Source organism: Solibacillus sp. FSL W7-1472 (assembly GCF_037969775.1).
In the GTDB taxonomy this organism is placed as follows: domain Bacteria; phylum Bacillota; class Bacilli; order Bacillales_A; family Planococcaceae; genus Solibacillus; species Solibacillus silvestris.
Map to the genome: position 1 here is coordinate 191,059 of NZ_CP150208.1, position 16,442 is coordinate 207,500.

At 38.9% G+C, this 16,442-nt stretch carries 19 protein-coding genes and 1 riboswitch (1 of these 20 running past the window's edge); of the genes, 8 read left to right on the forward strand and 11 right to left on the reverse strand.

The annotated features are described in order from the left end of the window. Nucleotides 1–48 precede the first annotated feature (48 nt). Nucleotides 49–148: riboswitch (purine riboswitch) on the reverse strand. 113 nt (nt 149–261) lie between these two features. From MKY07_RS00935 to crcB (MKY07_RS00955), 5 genes are all read right to left on the reverse strand, one after another. Further along, nucleotides 262–1,104 (reverse strand): aldo/keto reductase, encoded by an 843-nt coding sequence (locus MKY07_RS00935; RefSeq protein WP_339263512.1) that lies wholly within the window; start codon nt 1,102–1,104, stop codon nt 262–264. Between the two features lie 176 nt (nt 1,105–1,280). Continuing rightward, the gene (locus MKY07_RS00940; RefSeq protein WP_065216224.1) at nt 1,281–1,736 is read right to left on the reverse strand and encodes a general stress protein; all 456 of its coding nucleotides are present in this window, start codon (nt 1,734–1,736) and stop codon (nt 1,281–1,283) included. 143 nt (nt 1,737–1,879) lie between these two features. Next, nucleotides 1,880–2,332, reverse strand: a complete 453-nt coding sequence (locus MKY07_RS00945; protein ID WP_014825014.1) for a general stress protein — start codon at nt 2,330–2,332, stop codon at nt 1,880–1,882. A 111-nt stretch (nt 2,333–2,443) separates the two neighbouring features. Beyond that, entirely contained in the window at nt 2,444–2,806 is a 363-nt protein-coding gene (gene crcB / locus MKY07_RS00950; RefSeq protein ID WP_339263514.1) for a fluoride efflux transporter CrcB, read from the reverse strand. After that, on the reverse strand, nt 2,803–3,198 hold the full coding sequence (crcB, locus tag MKY07_RS00955; protein WP_339263515.1) for a fluoride efflux transporter CrcB: 396 nt from the start codon (nt 3,196–3,198) through the stop codon (nt 2,803–2,805). Before crcB (MKY07_RS00955) ends, crcB (MKY07_RS00950) begins: the two co-directional genes overlap by 4 nt. 275 nt (nt 3,199–3,473) lie before the next feature. Between crcB (MKY07_RS00955) and MKY07_RS00960 the strand changes: the two genes are divergently transcribed. The 4 genes from MKY07_RS00960 to MKY07_RS00975 all read left to right on the forward strand — a co-directional run bounded on the left by MKY07_RS00960 (nt 3,474) and on the right by MKY07_RS00975 (nt 6,886). Beyond that, nucleotides 3,474–4,091 (forward strand): LysE/ArgO family amino acid transporter, encoded by a 618-nt coding sequence (locus MKY07_RS00960; RefSeq protein ID WP_339263516.1) that lies wholly within the window; start codon nt 3,474–3,476, stop codon nt 4,089–4,091. A gap of 542 nt (nt 4,092–4,633) precedes the next feature. Beyond that, complete coding sequence (locus MKY07_RS00965) at nt 4,634–6,049, forward strand: cytosine permease (RefSeq protein WP_339263517.1); 1,416 nt, start codon at nt 4,634–4,636, stop codon at nt 6,047–6,049. 214 nt (nt 6,050–6,263) lie between these two features. Continuing rightward, nucleotides 6,264–6,689 carry a PAS domain-containing protein gene (locus MKY07_RS00970; RefSeq protein WP_339263518.1) on the forward strand — a complete coding sequence of 142 codons (426 nt, stop codon included), beginning with the start codon at nt 6,264–6,266 and terminating at the stop codon, nt 6,687–6,689. Next, on the forward strand, nt 6,668–6,886 hold the full coding sequence (locus MKY07_RS00975; RefSeq protein ID WP_339264609.1) for a hypothetical protein: 219 nt from the start codon (nt 6,668–6,670) through the stop codon (nt 6,884–6,886). Before MKY07_RS00970 ends, MKY07_RS00975 begins: the two co-directional genes overlap by 22 nt. Before the next feature lie 109 nt (nt 6,887–6,995). Here MKY07_RS00975 and MKY07_RS00980 read toward each other — a convergent pair whose 3' ends face one another. Next, the gene (locus tag MKY07_RS00980) at nt 6,996–7,598 is read right to left on the reverse strand and encodes a TetR/AcrR family transcriptional regulator (RefSeq protein WP_065216218.1); all 603 of its coding nucleotides are present in this window, start codon (nt 7,596–7,598) and stop codon (nt 6,996–6,998) included. Nucleotides 7,599–7,797: 199 nt separating this feature from the next. Here MKY07_RS00980 and MKY07_RS00985 point away from each other — a divergent pair, with 199 nt between their 5' ends. Both MKY07_RS00985 and dacB read left to right on the forward strand, forming a co-directional pair. After that, nucleotides 7,798–8,535 (forward strand): SDR family NAD(P)-dependent oxidoreductase, encoded by a 738-nt coding sequence (locus MKY07_RS00985; protein WP_014825004.1) that lies wholly within the window; start codon nt 7,798–7,800, stop codon nt 8,533–8,535. 320 nt (nt 8,536–8,855) lie between these two features. Next, entirely contained in the window at nt 8,856–10,250 is a 1,395-nt protein-coding gene (dacB, locus tag MKY07_RS00990) for a D-alanyl-D-alanine carboxypeptidase/D-alanyl-D-alanine-endopeptidase (RefSeq protein ID WP_339263519.1), read from the forward strand. A gap of 69 nt (nt 10,251–10,319) precedes the next feature. Here dacB and MKY07_RS00995 read toward each other — a convergent pair whose 3' ends face one another. Continuing rightward, nucleotides 10,320–10,904, reverse strand: coding sequence for a helix-turn-helix domain-containing protein (locus tag MKY07_RS00995; protein WP_339263520.1), 585 nt, complete (start codon nt 10,902–10,904; stop codon nt 10,320–10,322). Nucleotides 10,905–11,215: 311 nt separating this feature from the next. Between MKY07_RS00995 and MKY07_RS01000 the strand changes: the two genes are divergently transcribed. Beyond that, nucleotides 11,216–12,346, forward strand: coding sequence for a DUF418 domain-containing protein (locus MKY07_RS01000; RefSeq protein WP_339263521.1), 1,131 nt, complete (start codon nt 11,216–11,218; stop codon nt 12,344–12,346). 150 nt (nt 12,347–12,496) lie between these two features. Here the strand turns inward: MKY07_RS01000 and MKY07_RS01005 are convergent, their stop codons facing one another. From MKY07_RS01005 to MKY07_RS01015, 3 genes are read right to left on the reverse strand one after another with little or no spacing between them, the layout of a single operon-like run. After that, nucleotides 12,497–13,291, reverse strand: coding sequence for an ABC transporter permease (locus tag MKY07_RS01005; protein ID WP_008407537.1), 795 nt, complete (start codon nt 13,289–13,291; stop codon nt 12,497–12,499). After that, entirely contained in the window at nt 13,281–14,024 is a 744-nt protein-coding gene (locus MKY07_RS01010) for an ABC transporter ATP-binding protein (RefSeq protein ID WP_339263522.1), read from the reverse strand. The genes MKY07_RS01005 and MKY07_RS01010 overlap by 11 nt, the downstream gene beginning before the upstream one ends. Further along, nucleotides 14,025–15,002, reverse strand: a complete 978-nt coding sequence (locus tag MKY07_RS01015) for an ABC transporter substrate-binding protein (RefSeq protein WP_339263524.1) — start codon at nt 15,000–15,002, stop codon at nt 14,025–14,027. A gap of 139 nt (nt 15,003–15,141) precedes the next feature. On the opposite strand from MKY07_RS01015, the gene MKY07_RS01020 reads away from it, so the two are divergent. Further along, entirely contained in the window at nt 15,142–15,756 is a 615-nt protein-coding gene (locus tag MKY07_RS01020) for a CoA pyrophosphatase (RefSeq protein ID WP_339263525.1), read from the forward strand. 421 nt (nt 15,757–16,177) lie between these two features. On the opposite strand, the gene MKY07_RS01025 is transcribed toward MKY07_RS01020, so the two are convergent. After that, nucleotides 16,178–16,442, reverse strand: partial view of a carboxypeptidase M32 gene (locus MKY07_RS01025; RefSeq protein WP_339263527.1) — the 3' portion only. The gene runs 1,223 nt beyond the window's last position; only the last 265 of its 1,488 coding nucleotides appear in the window; its start codon lies off the right edge, out of view; it ends in the stop codon at nt 16,178–16,180.

Sequence of the window (16,442 nt, forward strand, 5' to 3'; positions counted from 1 at the left end):
CTTACTTCCTTTCTTATAAAAAATAAAAAAAAATCCTGATTACAAAAAATGAAAAAAATCATTTTCTGTAATCAGGATTTTATGGTTCCTGGTAGAGACCCTCAAGCCATATTCTTGAGGTTATACAGTTACTATTAACTTGGATAAATGAGCACTTTGATAGTTTACTCGTTTTCAAAAAAAATTTCAAGTATGTGTTTTTTAGTAAAAAGCTGTCCTCGTAATAAGAGACGAGGACAGCTTGCTGAATGGAGCGTATAATTAAAAGCTAAAGTGATCCGGATCAGGCCCGATACGGAAATCTTGGTTAAGGCCATTAATCAGTTCCATATCCTCATTAGACAGTTCAAAATCAAAAATATCGGCATTTTCTACAATGCGATGTTCCTTCGTTGATTTTGGGATTGTTACGACACCATTCTGCAGATCCCATCTTAAAATAACTTGAGAAACGGTTTTATTATATTTAGCAGCCAAATCGTTTAATAGTGGGTTATCCAATAATTTTGCCTGCATTAACGGAGACCATGCCTCGAACTGAATGTCATTTTTTTCGCAGAAAGCTTTTACTTCCGATTGAGATAAGCGTGGATGGTATTCTACTTGGTTGATCACCGGTTTGATTTCCGCATCTTTCATCAAGTCTTCTAAATGATGAACCTGGAAGTTACAAACACCGATTGCTTTTACTTTCCCTTCTTTATAAAGGGTTTCCATCGCTCGCCATGCATCTTTGTATTTATCTACAACAGCCCAGTGAATCAAGTACAAGTCCAAATATTCAAGACCTAACTTCTTTAAGCTTGTTTCGTACGCCGCAAGCGTTTCTTCATAGCCTAAATCTGTATTCCACACTTTAGAAGTGATGAATAGTTCTTCTCTTGAGATGCCGGTTTCTTTCATTGCTTCACGGATTGCTTCGCCGACGCCCTCTTCATTTTGATAAACGGCAGCTGTATCGATACTGCGGTAACCGTGCTTAATCGCAAACTTCACCGCGTTTAACAGTTCTGGGCCTTCCTCTACCAAATATGTACCGAGCCCTAGCCAAGGCATTTGAACACCGTTGTTCAAAGTTGTTGTATCTTGTAGATTTTTGAGCATCGTAATACCTCCATCTCTAAACTAACACTGAATAGTGCAACTTCAATAATATACCATGAAATACCGCTCCGACCTACTGATTGGGTGGGAGAGAATCACACTTGAAAAACATTAAAAAACAGTAAAAAACAGCAGGAAAGCCATCCCGATTTATAGGACGGCCAACTTTCTTTTATTTATAAAATGGTGCCGGAACCGCGTTTATCTTCTGCTACCATGATTAAAATCTTACCTGCTTCAAATTGCTCGTTGTAGCGCTCTGCCTCGTCTTCCGGAATCCCCATACCGACTAAAGCACCGACGATTCCACCGACCATTACACCGGTAGCTAATCCGGTTAATCCGGCAGCGATTGGTCCCGCTGCAACAACAGGGCCGATGCCTGGAATTGCAAGTGCACCAAGTCCGACAATAACTCCGCCGAGTCCGCCTAATGCGCCGCCGGCAGCTACACCTGTAATGGCACCTTCCATAGCATTTGCGCCGGTTTCATTTGAAATTGCATCTACATCCGATACGTTCTTACTAATGATTGAAATATCCTGTGCACTATATCCTTGTTGCTTTAAGTCTTCAACTGCTTCAATAGCTTCTGCTTCTGTATCATAATATCCTACGACATGTTTTACCATTTCCCTCATCCTCTCAAATTCTCTTTTCACATACTAAAATTTACCCTTGAGGAATATTTGTAAACATGAGGAAACAGGGAAGGGAGAAAACATAACGAAAAAAAGCCATTCTGATAAATCAGGAATGACTTTCTGCTGTTTTATTATAAAAGTGTAGTACCACGTGTATTTTCATCTACCATAATTAAAATTTTGCCAGATTCAAATTGTTCATTGTAACGGTTTGCTTCATCTTCTGGAATCCCCATTCCGATAAGAGCACCCGTCAAGCCGCCGACACCTGCACCGGCTGCCGCGCCTGTAATACCGGCAACTATTGGACCAGCTCCCACGATTGGACCGATACCTGGAATTACCAATGCGCCAAGACCTGCAAGCACGCCGCCAATTCCGCCTAAAGCACCTCCCGCAGCTGCGCCTGTTACAGCACCTTCTGCAACGTTTGCACCTGTTTCATCGGTAATTGTATCAACATCTGATCGGCTTTTACTGATAACTGAAATATCTTCAGTACGGTAACCTTGTCGTTTCAGATCCTCGATTGCATCAATTGCCTCTGATTCTGTATCATAATACCCCACAATATGTTTTACCATTTCTATCATCCTCCTCATCTAAATGTTGCACAATGTAAATTTACCCGTGTCGATTGTTTGTAAACATAACTTGTTAACATCGATGCTAATTGGAGGGTGGAAACAGAAACATTAGGTTAAATATAACTTTGCCATCCAAAAGCCGGCAAAAGCAAAGGAAAGACCGACCGAATATGTGAGTATAGAGTAGAGTAAAAATTGCTTCCATTGTTTTGCATGGACAAGTGTAAGACTTTCCAATTTGAATGTTGAGAATGTAGTAAACGCACCTAAAAATCCAATACATAGAATAAGGTTTGCAGTTGTATGGAGATGCATATTAACTAAAAATCCCAATGTAAAGGAACCGAGCATATTTACCGCAAAAGTACCGAAGTGAACAAATCGGTATGCATGATTGAGCCGCTTAGAAATAATAGCACGCAAAATCGCTCCGAAAAATCCACCAACGGCAACTAACAAGAAATTCATCATACAGGTTCCTTCCTTTCCCAAAGGCTTCTCCCGGATTTCATACCAAGCGCAACAAAAAGGAAACCGAAGATGGCACTAATGAAAATATAGAGAATGGCAAAAAAATAAGAGTTATGCTGCAGCAGCTGGATCACTTCGACACTAAATGTGGAAAAGGTCGTAAACGAGCCGATTAAACCTGTTTTTAATGCAGATAAATAGTTGGGATTTGCTATTATTTTCTGTTCGAAACCGGAAGAGAGCAAACCTAAAAGAAAGCAGCCTGCTAAATTCACTGCAACCGTCGCAAAAGGGAAGGCAGCTGTCTCGGTAGTTGTGAAGAAAAGAATGGAAACGCTATATCGTAATGCCGCTCCAATAGCACCACCGATTCCTATTAAAATCATTGGCATATTCAATAACCTCCTTAAATAAAACAGACTCCTACCAGTTCATTAAACTGACAGGAGTCTTTCGTCTATAGGCGGTTAAGGGCGAATCACGCCTATCATGTTCTATTTACTACATTAGTTTATCAATTAATGGCAAGTCAAGATTCTCTTAATAAACAGTGGGATTATCCATAAATATAAGTCACTCAGGTATGCCGAATCTGACCTGTTAATTAGGTGAAGACAAATCGTTCCTTCATCGTTATTCTTAAATAATGGAAATAGGAGGAATAAACATGCAACCACTAATTCATGGAATTTTATTGGCATTTGGCTTAATTTTGCCACTGGGTGTTCAAAATGTATTTATATTTAATCAAGGTGCAACACACCGGAAATTTACGAAATCATTGCCTGCAATAGTAACAGCAGGTGTCTGTGATACGATTTTAATTTATTTGGCAGTAGCGGGGGTATCGGTAATTGTTTTTAGTTTTGAATGGTTGAAATTATCGCTTTTTTTAGCAGGGTTCTTTTTCTTGGCGTATATGGGATGGGTAATATGGAAGGACAATTCATCAGTTAAAGCACACCGAGAAGAAAAAGGTTTTTCAGCGCGACGTCAAATTACGTTTGCTGCTTCAGTGTCGCTACTTAACCCCCATGCTATTTTGGATACAATCGGGGTAATAGGAACAAGTTCATTAGCTTATACAGGTTATGAGAAATGGATGTTTACATGGGCCTGTATAGTTGTGTCGTGGATTTGGTTTCTGTCACTTGCCATTGTCGGGAGTAAGATTGGACAAATTGACGGAAACGGGAAATTCTTAAATTCCCTTAATAAGATATCTGCCATGATTATTTGGTTAATGGCACTCTATATGGGCTATCAGTTTTATTCACTGCTCTAACGAGGATGTTATAGAAAGGCAGAATTAAAAAAGTGGCTTATGAAAATTGAGACGTTAAAGAGTGGGTATAATTTGAAAATTTACCGGAGAGATTACGAAGTAATGCGGAGAGGGAAACCCCAAAAAGTATTTATTTGCTAAATAGCCATTTTGCGGGGAGTGGAAAAGAATATGTAGAAGAAATAGATGGTCAATGTTAGCCAGACTTACCTGTTAAACGACTCGGGAAACAACAGTAATTTATGTTTTTCGAGCTTTTTTATTACTTGGAAAAGAGTGGGTTTATTGTAGCCCTAAAGAATGACTTGGGGTGAGATAGCAAATAATTGCTTTAAATTATGTTAAAATATTTAATGGAGCTATTTAACTTACGCTCACAACTATCTGCGCGGTAAAAAATCATTTCTTTTTTTGTTTCTGAATTGAGGGATCAATTGCAGATGATTTACCGTAACCGACCTTTCCCTTAAAAAGATCCACCCACCTCTAATAAAAGTTCCTTTGAAACAAAAGAAGTAAAAGTACAGAAAGGATTTGATTGAATGAGATCTGAGATTACTGCAGATCAGAAATTAAGAGAACAAGACTTTTCTCGTCAAGAAGCAACTAGTGACTATACTTTTGACCGAGTTCCGCGCGAAGAACGCAAAATGGGCTGGTTAAGTATCACGAATATAACGTTTGGGATTGCAACTGCCATTTTCTATTTCCAGATGGGAAGTGTGATGGCACTACAGTTCGGAGCGGTCAATGCGCTCATCTCTGCTGGCTATGCAATCATTGTTGCAGGTATCCTTGGAAGTATCATTGTTTATTTATCGGCTAAGTCCGGCATGAACGTCAACTTATTATCCCGCGGAGGATTCGGTTATATCGGAGCCTCATTAACCTCATTAATTTACGCATCAAATTTTATTATGTACTGTGCATTTGAAGGTATGATTTTAGTCGCTGCAGTTCATGCATTTTTTCCGGCGATTCCGATCTGGCTTCTAATTGTAATCTTTGGTTCCTTAGTAATTCCGTTAAACTGGTTTGGCATTAAACAATTGGACAAACTTCAAAAATGGTCATTGCCTATTTTTGGAATATTCCTTATTACAGCCATTGTTATTGCTTTTAATACCCCATCAATTAACTCCGGAAATTTCTGGACCTATATGCCTGAAGGTGTTCAAATAGGCGGTACGTCATTACTGTTATGTATCGGAATGCAACACGGTATAATGGGACTTACAGCTTTAATTGCTTCGGATTACGCACGTTTCCTAAAACCGAAAGACTTGAAAATTGGTTCAATTGCTATCGGATTTATTCCGCAAATCTTCTGTTTTGGTGTAATGGGCGGCCTTGGCATTTGGTTCGGTGTAAAATTTGCCGAAGCAAATCCCGGCGTTTATATCGTGACATTGTTAGGGCTTGGTGGTGTCGTATTTACGGTACTGACACAAGTTCGTATTAATATAACGAATATTTACAGCAGCTCACTTTCCCTCTCAAACTTTTTTGAAAACATGTTTGGCTTTAAACCGGGACGCCGTTTTTGGGTTGTAGTAGGTGGTGTTATTGCCATGATTTTAATGCTTGGAGGTATTGTCGATCATCTTCAAATTGCGATGACTTTCCAAGGTGTAGCACTGATGAGCTGGGCAGCCGTTCTCGTAACGGAAGCGCTCATTCTCAAAAAATGGATGAAAATCGGTCCGCGCTATTATGAATCCAGACAGGAAAACCTGTTTAAATGGAATCCGGTTGGTGTCATTGCATTGATTGTTCCAACTATAATCGGCACAATCGCAGCACTCGGATATATGGGCACATTCCTGCAAAATACTGCCGCCTTTTTCGCAGCGCTGATGGCAGCAGTTCTGACTGTCATTTTAGGGTTGACGACAAAAGGGCGATACTATATTAGGAAAGAAGCAGAGGATATTCCGAAAGAGGACTGGATTGCTTAAAAAATTTAGAGCCGCACTTACCATTTCGATGGAAGTGCGGCTTTTTGTTGAGGGGAATGAAAAAAATAATGGTGGATTATAATAATCTCCTCTACAGGAAAATACCAAAAAGTACTTGTTATTAGGGAGTTTAATATATACAACCCATTTGGGGTTATAGTAAAATAATACTATGTAAGATATTGAAGAGTTAATTTGAAAGCGGGTCATTTTTATGGGTATTGTTGTAGGAGGTATATTAATCTGCCTCATCGTATTATGTATACATCTGCACAATGAAAAGGCGAAGTTGCAACGAAAAATAGACTTATTTAAACCAATGATTGAAACGACTGAGGGCATCAGGGATATAGTATATTACTGTGAAGTATACCCGAAACTAAAGTATCTTTATTTAAGTCCGAATTTAGATAGTATTTTAGGGCCAAATTCGCTGGAAAAACATTTGAAAAATCCGGACAAAATTTTCGGAATTGTTCACCCTGATGACCTCGATACTTTAAGGAAAAAGCAATTGGGAACTCTTAACTTTGATAAACCGATAACGGTAAGGTTTCAAAACCATTTAGGACAGTATATATGGTTTGAAGAATTGGCGGAGATGAATTCGCAGTTATTATTCCGGATAAGTATGTTTTAGAAGTTGAACAATATATCGAAAAAGTACACTCAGAATTGAATGGAATTTCTAATAGCTTACCGTTCTCTCCTATTCGAGTTTCAATCGGCTATGAGTATTCACCTTCTTCGTATGGCGTAATGAGACAATTATTTAATAAAGCCGATCAGAAAATGTATAAAAACAAAAAAACCAAAAAGATGTTAATCGGAAACTGATAAGCGTTATATATATGCGATAAACATCTAATATTTTTAAACTAACCTTGCACTAGGGTTAGTTTTTATTTATAGGTAATGACACATATGTTAAAGCTCATGAATACCGTCATTTCTTTTGTTTTCCCACAAACTCCAGTGAATAAATATGTGTTTGGGATAAAGCAATGACTTCTTCTATAAACTCTTCTTTGGATTCTTTAAAATTGCTGTTAATCCAATTTTGAATAAGTCCGTAAAATCCGTATGCAGTATATCGTTTAAAGTAATCCATATTTACCGGGATATTATTAATTGTTTGAAATATAAACTGCTCCCCGTATATTTTTAATATCGTTTGAGGAAATTTTGTATGTAAGCCTGTTAATGTATCATCGTATTTAATCAGTTCAAAGAAATTTCGATTATCATAAATGTAAGAAATAATATTAAAAGAGGGTTCACTTAGTTTTGTCGTATATACTTTTTGACCAGGAGAATACGGTTTCCCTACAGATTCTTCCAATCCCGCAAGCATTGTTTCAAGTAGATCCTCTGCCAATTGAAATTTATCCTGGTAATGTACATAAAATGTACTGCGATTGTAAGAAGCATGATCGACAATATCCTTTACGGAAATCGCATGGTAGCCTTTCTTTTTGATAAGGTCAATTAACGCCAACTTTAAATGTTCTTTTGTTCGGTTTTTTCTTTTGGATGTATCATTTTCCAAGACATTCCCTCCATGTAAAAAGACAAAATAATAGTAAGTGTCTACTTATTATACACTTTACAATATTCTAATGATTGATGTATTTATTGGAATTGTTAAAATTGAAGTGTAAAGAAAATGCGCATATTTCTGCTATTTCTGTTCAATTTAACTTAAATATGTATGTTTTCAATGACTCATTATATAGGAGGAATAAAAGATGGGAAAATTACAAGGTAAAGTAGCAGTCATCACTGGTGGTGCGTCAGGTATTGGTGCAGCTACAGCAAAATTATTTGTCTCTGAAGGTGCTAAAGTCGTATTAGTTGATTTAAATGAAGAAAAAGGTAAAGCTTTCGAAGCAGAATTGAAAGCGCTTAACGCGGACGCAGTATTTGTTAAAGCAAATATTACAAGTGAAGAAGAAGTAGCAAATATATTCAAACAAACAATTGAAGCATTTGGAAAAGTGGATGTCGTATTTAACAATGCCGGCATCGGCCGTGTTTTCCCTTCACATGAATTGGAATATGCTGAATGGCGCAACACGGTTAATGTAGACTTGGACGGTGTATTCTTGGTAGCACGTGAAGCTATCCGTGAAATGCTGAAATCTGGCGGAGGGTCAATCATCAATACCGCTTCTATGTACGGCTGGGTTGGTTCACCAGGATCGGCAGCATACAATGCAGCAAAAGGTGGGGTTATTAACTTAACACGCTCACTTGCACTTGAATATGCAGAGCAAAATATTCGTGTGAACTCACTATGCCCAGGCTTCATTGACACACCGATTATTCCGGAAGAAAGCAAACAGGCATTAGCTTCAATGACACCAATGAAACGTCTTGGACAAGCAGAAGAAATGGCAAAAGCTGTATTATTTATGGCAAGTGACGATTCTTCATTCATGACTGGCAACAGCTTAACGGTTGATGGTGGATATACAGCCCAATAATTTTTGATTCTAAGCGCACTTTCAATTTGGAAGTGCGTTTTTTGTGTGGGCTGTTTTTATTAGAAAAGTTAAGCGGGATATTAGAAAAAGTGTTGTCGATATTAGCAAATGCTAAAGGAATATTAGAACAAAGCGAACACTTTTTAGAACATTGGAAGGATTTTTTAGAACATCACAGTTTTATTAGAACAAATAAAAATATATTAGAACATTTACATTTATATTAGAAAATCCCGCCTACTTCAATTCGTGCTAACCGTTAATAAATATTTCTGTTAGAATAAATTTACAGTAAATTCTAACAATTTAGGGGGCAAAGTATGGAGGAGATTCAAGAGAAGAACTTAAATAGCGATACAATCACGAAATTGGAACAGGTAGTGGAGACAATTTTAGGGAAGGACAAGGCAACTTTTACGCTGCGGGACAAAACTTCTGGAGAGATTCTGTATACATATCGAGGGGAGCATTTAATGCGTCCTGCATCCAACATGAAAATTCTTACAGGGGCAGCTGCAATTTCGGAGCTTGGACTGGACTACCGATTTAAAACAGAAATTTTTATCGACGGAAATGTTGAGGACCACACGTTAAACGGGGATATTTACGTGAAGGGTTACGGTGATCCGACATTAAATGAAGCGACACTTAAGCATTTTGTAAAAGTTTTGCGGGAATACGGCATCCGACATGTGAAAGGTAAGTTAATCGGGGATGATACATATTTTTCGGGTGAAACATTGCCTCCTGGTGTTGATGATGAAGGGGAAACGCATTATTACGGTGCACGTATTTCGCCTATTACCATGTCACCGAATGATGATTTTGATGCGAGCACAATTATCGTCGAGGCAGCTTCGGGGAGTATCGGGGAAAAGCCGATGTTTAATGTCATCCCGCATTTAAGTGGTCTGCTAATTTCTAATGAAGGGAAAACAGTAGATAAAAATGCTGAAAATACATTAGAAATCCGCCGAATTAATAATACAAATCAAATCGTGATTACCGGTGAACTACCAGAAGGAGAAACGGCGAAAGTATGGGTGTCCCACCAGGATCCTACAAAAAACACATTGCTGTTTTTCAAAGAACTATGCAAAGATGCAGGCATCCGCTTTGAACAGGAAGATGCCATTGCAAGCGGCACGACGCCAAAGCATGCCAAGCTAATCCACACGCACGAGTCTCGTCCAATTGCAGAGATGTTTTCTATATTTATGAAACTAAGCAATAACAGCATCGCCGATATTTTCCTGAAAACGATGGGGAAACAAAAGCATGGAATAGGCGATTACGTGCATGGCCTAAAAGTAGTGCGAGCTTATTTGGAAAAGCTGCATATCGATTTTGCGACATGGCAATTCGCTGATGGTTCTGGCCTGTCACATCATAACCGTCTGCACTCAAATGGTATATCCGAGCTATTGTATAAGCTGCAAAAAGAACCGTATTTCGAGAACTTTTTCGAATCCTTGCCTGTTGGAGGAAATACAAACAGACTGGTTGGCGGGACGTTAAAAGACCGCTTTTTAGAGCCGGAACTGCAACAGCAAATTTTCGCCAAAACAGGCTATATCCATGAAGTGAATACATTGTCAGGCTATGTAACGGGAAAAAGCGGGAGAGATTATATTTTCTCGATTATGCTTGAAGGCAGGGAAGAGGGAATTCCGTTTTTGGATGAAGGGTTGAAGGTAATTATTGAAATAGTGTAACCATTGAGCGCAAAGAAACAGTCTCAATTATTAGCTGCTGACTAATAGTTGGAGACTGTTTATAAAGAATTAAATATACTGATAAAATAATCCGTCACGTGTATCGAACCAAATTAGTTTCCCGTGTTTTTTACGTGGGACTGTTGCCTGCAAAGCCCATTCAGGGAACTGCTTGTACAATTGAATCTGATCCCCTGTTGCCAGTGCGATAAATGATACGTAATGGTCTTTCGTCATTGGGTGGTCTGCTGAAATGGACCATTGCATGTCGATTTCCTTTACATTTAATTTTTGTTCGTCCGTTGCTTTTACAGCGGCTAACGGCTCCAATTTCCGTCCGCAGCACGAAACGGTAAAATTCCCTGTTGCTAACCCGATATTCGAGCAGCTTGGGCATACATAATAGCTGGAATTTTTCATATTGCCTCCTACGAAATCGTTTTGATTTATTTCACCTGTCAGTAAATTTTCTATTGGAATATCGAAGAGGGCAGCGAGCTGAGGGAGAAGTGTAATGTCAGGACATCCGATCCCTCTTTCCCATTTTGAAATGGTGCGGTCTGATAAAAACAGTGCATCTGCTACTTGTTTTTGTGTCATCTCTTTTCCCTTACGCAATGTATAAATTAATTGGCCAATTTTTTCATTATCCATTCGTTTCCCTCCTACTGTATTTAGCATAAAAGGATTGAAGTCGATTCGCAACAAACGGAGCGTAGAGTTGGGATGAACGACCAACAGCTGAATTTTTAGTACCGAATATAAAATAAATAATAAAGGAACCTTATTTACGTAGTGATTATTAAAAATCTCTTATTCATGATGGAGTGCCAAATAGCTTTTACAGCAGAAAATTAATTGGAAATAAGCGGAGCTAAAGGGCAATACAAATTTATTACTATACTAAGCAAGTAATTTTGAAACTTCCTTGAGCTCAATTCGTAGAAATTATTAGGAGGTGTAAGATGAAGAACAGAATTGAAGCATTGGATGCATTGAGAGGATTTTCTTTACTGGGTATCTTGATTGCGAATATGCTGTATTTCCAATATGGAGATATAACGATAAATACAATTGAGCCTACAACATGGTGGGATAATGTGGCACTTTATTTCACAAAAATATTTATAGAGGCATCGTTTTATCCGATTTTTGGATTTTTATTTGGATACGGAATTATTTTATTTGTACGTGCGTTGGAAAATCGAGACTTGAAGACGCCCGGTCCTTTATGGCGCAGGGTGATAGGGTTAATAATTTTAGGAAGCTTACATATTACATTTGTATGGGACGGCGATATTTTATTGACATATGGTGCAGGTCTTATCATTATCATATCGTTCATTAAGCGCAAGGTGAAAACTTTGCTTATTTGGGCGTCTGTATTAGCAGTGCTGATGATCCCGCTTTTAATATTGAAAACGGATGTGTTGTTGCTTGCTGGATTAGAAGAATCAACGGCCGTTTTAGCGAATGGAACCTATTGGGAAGTTGTGCAACAACGGATCGGTTTAACAGAAGAGGTTCCATTAATCTTCTTCTTGATCGGATTACCAATTGCACTTGTTTTTATTGTGTTGTTGGCCTTTTTCACAATTGGTCCTTTTGTGTTGTTGGGGATGGCAGCAGCGAAGAAGGATTTCTTTACACATATTAGGCTAAGAACAAAGCTTTTAAAACGTTTAGCGTTGCTTGTTCCACTAGGCTTGGTGTGTAAGTCATTCTTATATTGGGATCATTTTGCAGGAAAATTGATTTATGGTACGGGAACATATTTACTGGCGATTGGCTATATTGCTTTATTTACGCTAATTTATTTAGCGAAGGATGAAACGAAGCTTGCACAAGCATTTGTCAGTATGGGACGTTTATCACTAACCAATTATTTAATGCAATCTATTATATTTACATCAATTTTCTACGGATATGGATTTGGCCTATTTGGAAAGCTAGGTGTAGCGGTTGGATTACTGTTGGCAATCGTAGTGTACATCTTGCAGCTTTATATTTCAGGAATTTATACAAAACGCTTTTCAATTGGACCGGTCGAATGGTTACTGCGTAAATTTGTTTATTTGAGGCAGGGTCGTAGTTAATAGAAGCAGGAGCACGCCAGGTCAACAAGAAGAACTTTTTTTCTTTTAGCCCGCAACCTCTTTAAAAAGTACAAAAACATCCACTTTTCTCCCCCCAGAGGAAAAATGGATGTTTTTCAATTTGCCCTGGCGACTTTTTCAACTCACTAATCACTGCTTTTCCAATACCTTTCGTTCAATCAGTTCAACGCCTTTATACATAATCGTTGCCAATACAATAATGATGAGAAGCGCCAAGAATACTAACGTAAAGTTAAATACTTGGAACCCGGAAATAATTAGATAACCGAGGCCGCTTGATGATACTAAAAATTCCCCGACAATAACCCCAACCCATGATAAGCCGACGTTTACCTTTAAAGTAGAAATAATCGTCGGGGTAGAGGCAGGAAGAATAACATGCCGGAATGTTTCATATTTGGATGCCCTGAAAAGCTGCATGACTTTAATATAGTTTTCGTTTACTTGCTGAAATGCGGAAAAAATAACGATGGTCGAAATAATAACCGAAATGAGCACACCCATTACGAGAACTGCGAGCATATTCGGTCCGAAAACCACGAGAATCATCGGTCCAATTGCGACTTTAGGCATTGCATTCAATACGACAAGATAGGGGTCCATCACATTGGCAAATGTTTTGGAAGACCATAGCGAGATTGCAAGCAATGTTCCAAAAAGGGTTCCTAATATAAAGCCGACAACGGTTTCAAACATCGTAATCGCAATATGAGGAAATAAACTGCCATCCGTTATTTTTGTAATAAACAGGCTTCCCACTGCGCGTGGGCTGCTGAAAATCAGCGGGTCCAATATACGGAAATGGGTCGTAATTTCCCAAAATAGAAGAAGACCGACAAGTAGCATTAGTTGGAAAGAGAAAATTTTTCGTTTTTCACGTCGCCGCTTTTCGTTATATTGCTGCTGCAACTGTTCAATATTCATCCGAATCAAGCTCCTTCCATATTTCCTGGAATAGTACTTGGAAAGCAGGGGCATTTCTTGCTTCGAATGGTGTCAGTTCGCGAATTTCCTGTGGGATGATGAAGCTTTTCACAATCGATCCCGGACGAGGGCTAAAGATAAATACCTTATCACTCATCGCAATGGCTTCGCTAATATCATGCGTCACCAAAATGGTCGTCGTTGAAAATTGCTTCAATGTATTCGATACAAAGTTTTCAAGGGACAGTTTGGAACGAAAATCGAGCGCAGAAAACGGTTCATCAAGTAAAAGCAATGTTGGTTTTACGGCAAGTGTTCGGGCAAGTGCGATACGTTGGCGCATCCCCCCGGAAAGCTGCGTTGGGTAAAGTTTTTTCGTATGGGCCAATTCAAATTGTTCGAGCAGTTCGTCAATGATTTCACGGTTTTCCCTTTTTTGCAGTGTCAGACCGAGTGCGACATTGTCCTCAATTGTTTTCCATGGGAACAAGAAATCCTGTTGAAGCATATAGCCGATTTCAACATCGGGCTCAGCAAAATTAATCGAACCGGTCGTCGGTTTCAATAAGCCTGCCAGCAAAGAGAGCAGTGTGGATTTCCCGCAGCCGCTCGGGCCTAAAAAGGAAACGAATTCTCCTGAAGCAACTGTGAAATTCACATCTTCAAGAGCTGTTGCCACTTGCTGTTCTTTAAAGAAATGATGGGTAACCTGTTTTACTTCCAAATAAGTCATTTACTTCACAACCGCATCGGCAAATGACCGGTTTACTAAATCTTTGTAAGCTGGCTCAAACTCCAGTACGCCTGCTTCGGTCATTACATCAAGTAGATTTTGGAATTCGTCTTCATCGATAATCGGATCTTTTGCATAAGATTGCTGATCACGGTAACGCGTCACAACCTGCTCAATAATTTTTTGGTCTGTATCTTCAAAGTAAGGGGCAATCGCTTTTGCCACATCAGCGCTCGATGCTTCGTACACCCATTTTTGTGCTTTATAAAGAGCTTTCGTAAAGCTATCCATCATTTCTTTTTCTGAGAATGTACTTTCTTTTGCCATAAATACCGTATATGGAATGGCGCCAAGCTCTTCGCCGAATGAAGCGACGATTTTTCCGATGCCTTGCTGTTCAAAAATACTTGCAGTCGGTTCGAAAAGTTGTACATAGTCACCTGTACCTGAAGCAAAGGCGTTCGCAATATTGGCAAAATCAATATTTTGAATCAATGTTAAATCATTTTGTGGGTCGATCCCTTGTTTTTTCAGTACAAATTCGCCGGCCATTTGCGGCATACCTCCAACACGCTGACCTAAAAATGTGCTGTCTTTTAAAGCATCCCAGCTAAAGTCGACATTCTGGTCACGTGCGACTAAAAATGTTCCATCTGTTTGCGTAAGTTGTGCAAAGTTAATTACTTTATCGTTCGGATTTTGCCCAGATACATAAACCGATGTTTCAGCTCCAATTAACGCAATATCAATCCCGTCCGATAAAAGCGCGGTCATCGTTTTATCTCCACCAGGTATAGTGGATAGTTGGATCGATAAACCTTCATCCTCAAAAAATCCTTCTTCAATCGCTGCATAAAGAGGTGCGTAGAAAATGGAACGGGTTACTTCACCAACTTTTACTTCCTGCAAATCCTTCTGACCACAGCCGACCAACAACAATAAAAGCCCAACGAAAAGGGCAATTCTAAGCCATTTCATTTGGTCATCCTTTTCTTTAATAGTGTTGTAGTATCGTATGCAGTAAAGGGGTGAGAGGTGTTACTTCCACATTTCCATTTCACCATAGAAGGCGGTCATGGTACGATAAAGATAACTATTTAGTAAGGTGGAGAATGTTATGGATTTAAATCAACTGAAAGGGCAGCTTGCAAAACCGCAGCCTCTGTTTTTAGGGGAAGAGACCGCATTTCGGTCTGCCGTGCTTATCCCGCTTGTAAAAAAACAGGGCGAGTGGCATATTTTGTTTGAGGTTCGTGCTTTAACGATGCGTAAACAACCTGGCGATATTAGCTTTCCGGGCGGGAAAATCGATGAGACGGATGAATCGCCGCTCGCTGCAGCGCTTCGAGAAACGCATGAAGAGCTCGGAATTGATCAACAGTCAATTGAACTAATAGGCAATCTCAGTCCTTTCGTTATATCACCGGCTTTTGTTGTCTATCCATTCATCGGAATTATTGAGCAGTCGGAACTGGATACATTTAATAAGGATGAAGTAGAAGAGCTGTTTACGGTCCCTTTAGACTGGCTGTTGACACATGAACCGTATGTGCATTATGTTCCGGTAGAACCGAAGCCTCCGATTGATTTCCCGTACGATAAAATTGCGAATGGCGAAAATTACGAGTGGCGCTCAAGCCGGATGGAAGAATGGTTTTATGAATACGGAAACTACACAATATGGGGTTTAACTGCACGTTTATTAAAGCATTTTATAGAAAAATTAAAATAAAAAATTAGGCGTCTTCCTACTACCGGGAAGACGTCTTTTCCTTTGTTTTCCTTAGATTATTAATAGTTTTGAGGAGGAGGGGAAATATACAAATCCTATGGTAAAATCAATGTATTGTCCTAAAGTTTATGAGTAGATGAAGAAGAACCATAGATAGCTGGAGTGGAGCAATATAAAGAACAGGGACTCATTATAAGGGAAGAATCAGGAGGCATTTATGAAAGGGAAAAAGATGTTGTATATAGGAGTTGTTGTAGCGATTGTAATTGCTGCAGCTTTAGATATTGCATTTAAAGGTTTAGGTTATCAACTGTTGCAAAAAATATTTTCATAAGTCTGTAATTACTCGCTGCATTTTTAATGTAGCGAGTGTTTTTATATAAAAAAAGCAAACCTTTGTAAGAAAAGGCTTGCTAAAAAACTACAGATTATAAAGTTGTGAGTATTTATTTTCTAAATAATCTGCCAAATATTTTGCTGAAAGTGCTTTTCCGGTACCCTCTGAAATTAACTCGTTCGGCTTTTTCAATGCACCATATTGATGTACTTTATCAGTCAGCCAATCTTTAATAGGTGCCAATTCGCCGCGTTCGCATAACTCATCGAAGTTCGGAATGTCTTGATCCATTGCATGCTTCCATTGCGCCGCATACATGAATCCTAGCGCATAGCTTGGGAAATAGCCA

What these genes read in the sequence shown, in the direction of transcription:
- MKY07_RS00935 (WP_339263512.1), bottom strand. Translation starts at nt 1,104, where the DNA reads ATGCTCAAAAATCTACAAGATACAACAACTTTGAACAACGGTGTTCAA.
- MKY07_RS00940 (WP_065216224.1), bottom strand. Translation starts at nt 1,736, where the DNA reads ATGGTAAAACATGTCGTAGGATATTATGATACAGAAGCAGAAGCTATT.
- MKY07_RS00945 (WP_014825014.1), bottom strand. Translation starts at nt 2,332, where the DNA reads ATGGTAAAACATATTGTGGGGTATTATGATACAGAATCAGAGGCAATT.
- crcB (WP_339263514.1), bottom strand. Translation starts at nt 2,806, where the DNA reads ATGATGAATTTCTTGTTAGTTGCCGTTGGTGGATTTTTCGGAGCGATT.
- crcB (WP_339263515.1), bottom strand. Translation starts at nt 3,198, where the DNA reads ATGCCAATGATTTTAATAGGAATCGGTGGTGCTATTGGAGCGGCATTA.
- MKY07_RS00960 (WP_339263516.1), top strand. Translation starts at nt 3,474, where the DNA reads ATGCAACCACTAATTCATGGAATTTTATTGGCATTTGGCTTAATTTTG.
- MKY07_RS00965 (WP_339263517.1), top strand. Translation starts at nt 4,634, where the DNA reads ATGAGATCTGAGATTACTGCAGATCAGAAATTAAGAGAACAAGACTTT.
- MKY07_RS00970 (WP_339263518.1), top strand. Translation starts at nt 6,264, where the DNA reads ATGGGTATTGTTGTAGGAGGTATATTAATCTGCCTCATCGTATTATGT.
- MKY07_RS00985 (WP_014825004.1), top strand. Translation starts at nt 7,798, where the DNA reads ATGGGAAAATTACAAGGTAAAGTAGCAGTCATCACTGGTGGTGCGTCA.
- dacB (WP_339263519.1), top strand. Translation starts at nt 8,856, where the DNA reads ATGGAGGAGATTCAAGAGAAGAACTTAAATAGCGATACAATCACGAAA.
- MKY07_RS00995 (WP_339263520.1), bottom strand. Translation starts at nt 10,904, where the DNA reads ATGGATAATGAAAAAATTGGCCAATTAATTTATACATTGCGTAAGGGA.
- MKY07_RS01000 (WP_339263521.1), top strand. Translation starts at nt 11,216, where the DNA reads ATGAAGAACAGAATTGAAGCATTGGATGCATTGAGAGGATTTTCTTTA.
- MKY07_RS01005 (WP_008407537.1), bottom strand. Translation starts at nt 13,291, where the DNA reads ATGAATATTGAACAGTTGCAGCAGCAATATAACGAAAAGCGGCGACGT.
- MKY07_RS01010 (WP_339263522.1), bottom strand. Translation starts at nt 14,024, where the DNA reads ATGACTTATTTGGAAGTAAAACAGGTTACCCATCATTTCTTTAAAGAA.
- MKY07_RS01015 (WP_339263524.1), bottom strand. Translation starts at nt 15,002, where the DNA reads ATGAAATGGCTTAGAATTGCCCTTTTCGTTGGGCTTTTATTGTTGTTG.
- MKY07_RS01020 (WP_339263525.1), top strand. Translation starts at nt 15,142, where the DNA reads ATGGATTTAAATCAACTGAAAGGGCAGCTTGCAAAACCGCAGCCTCTG.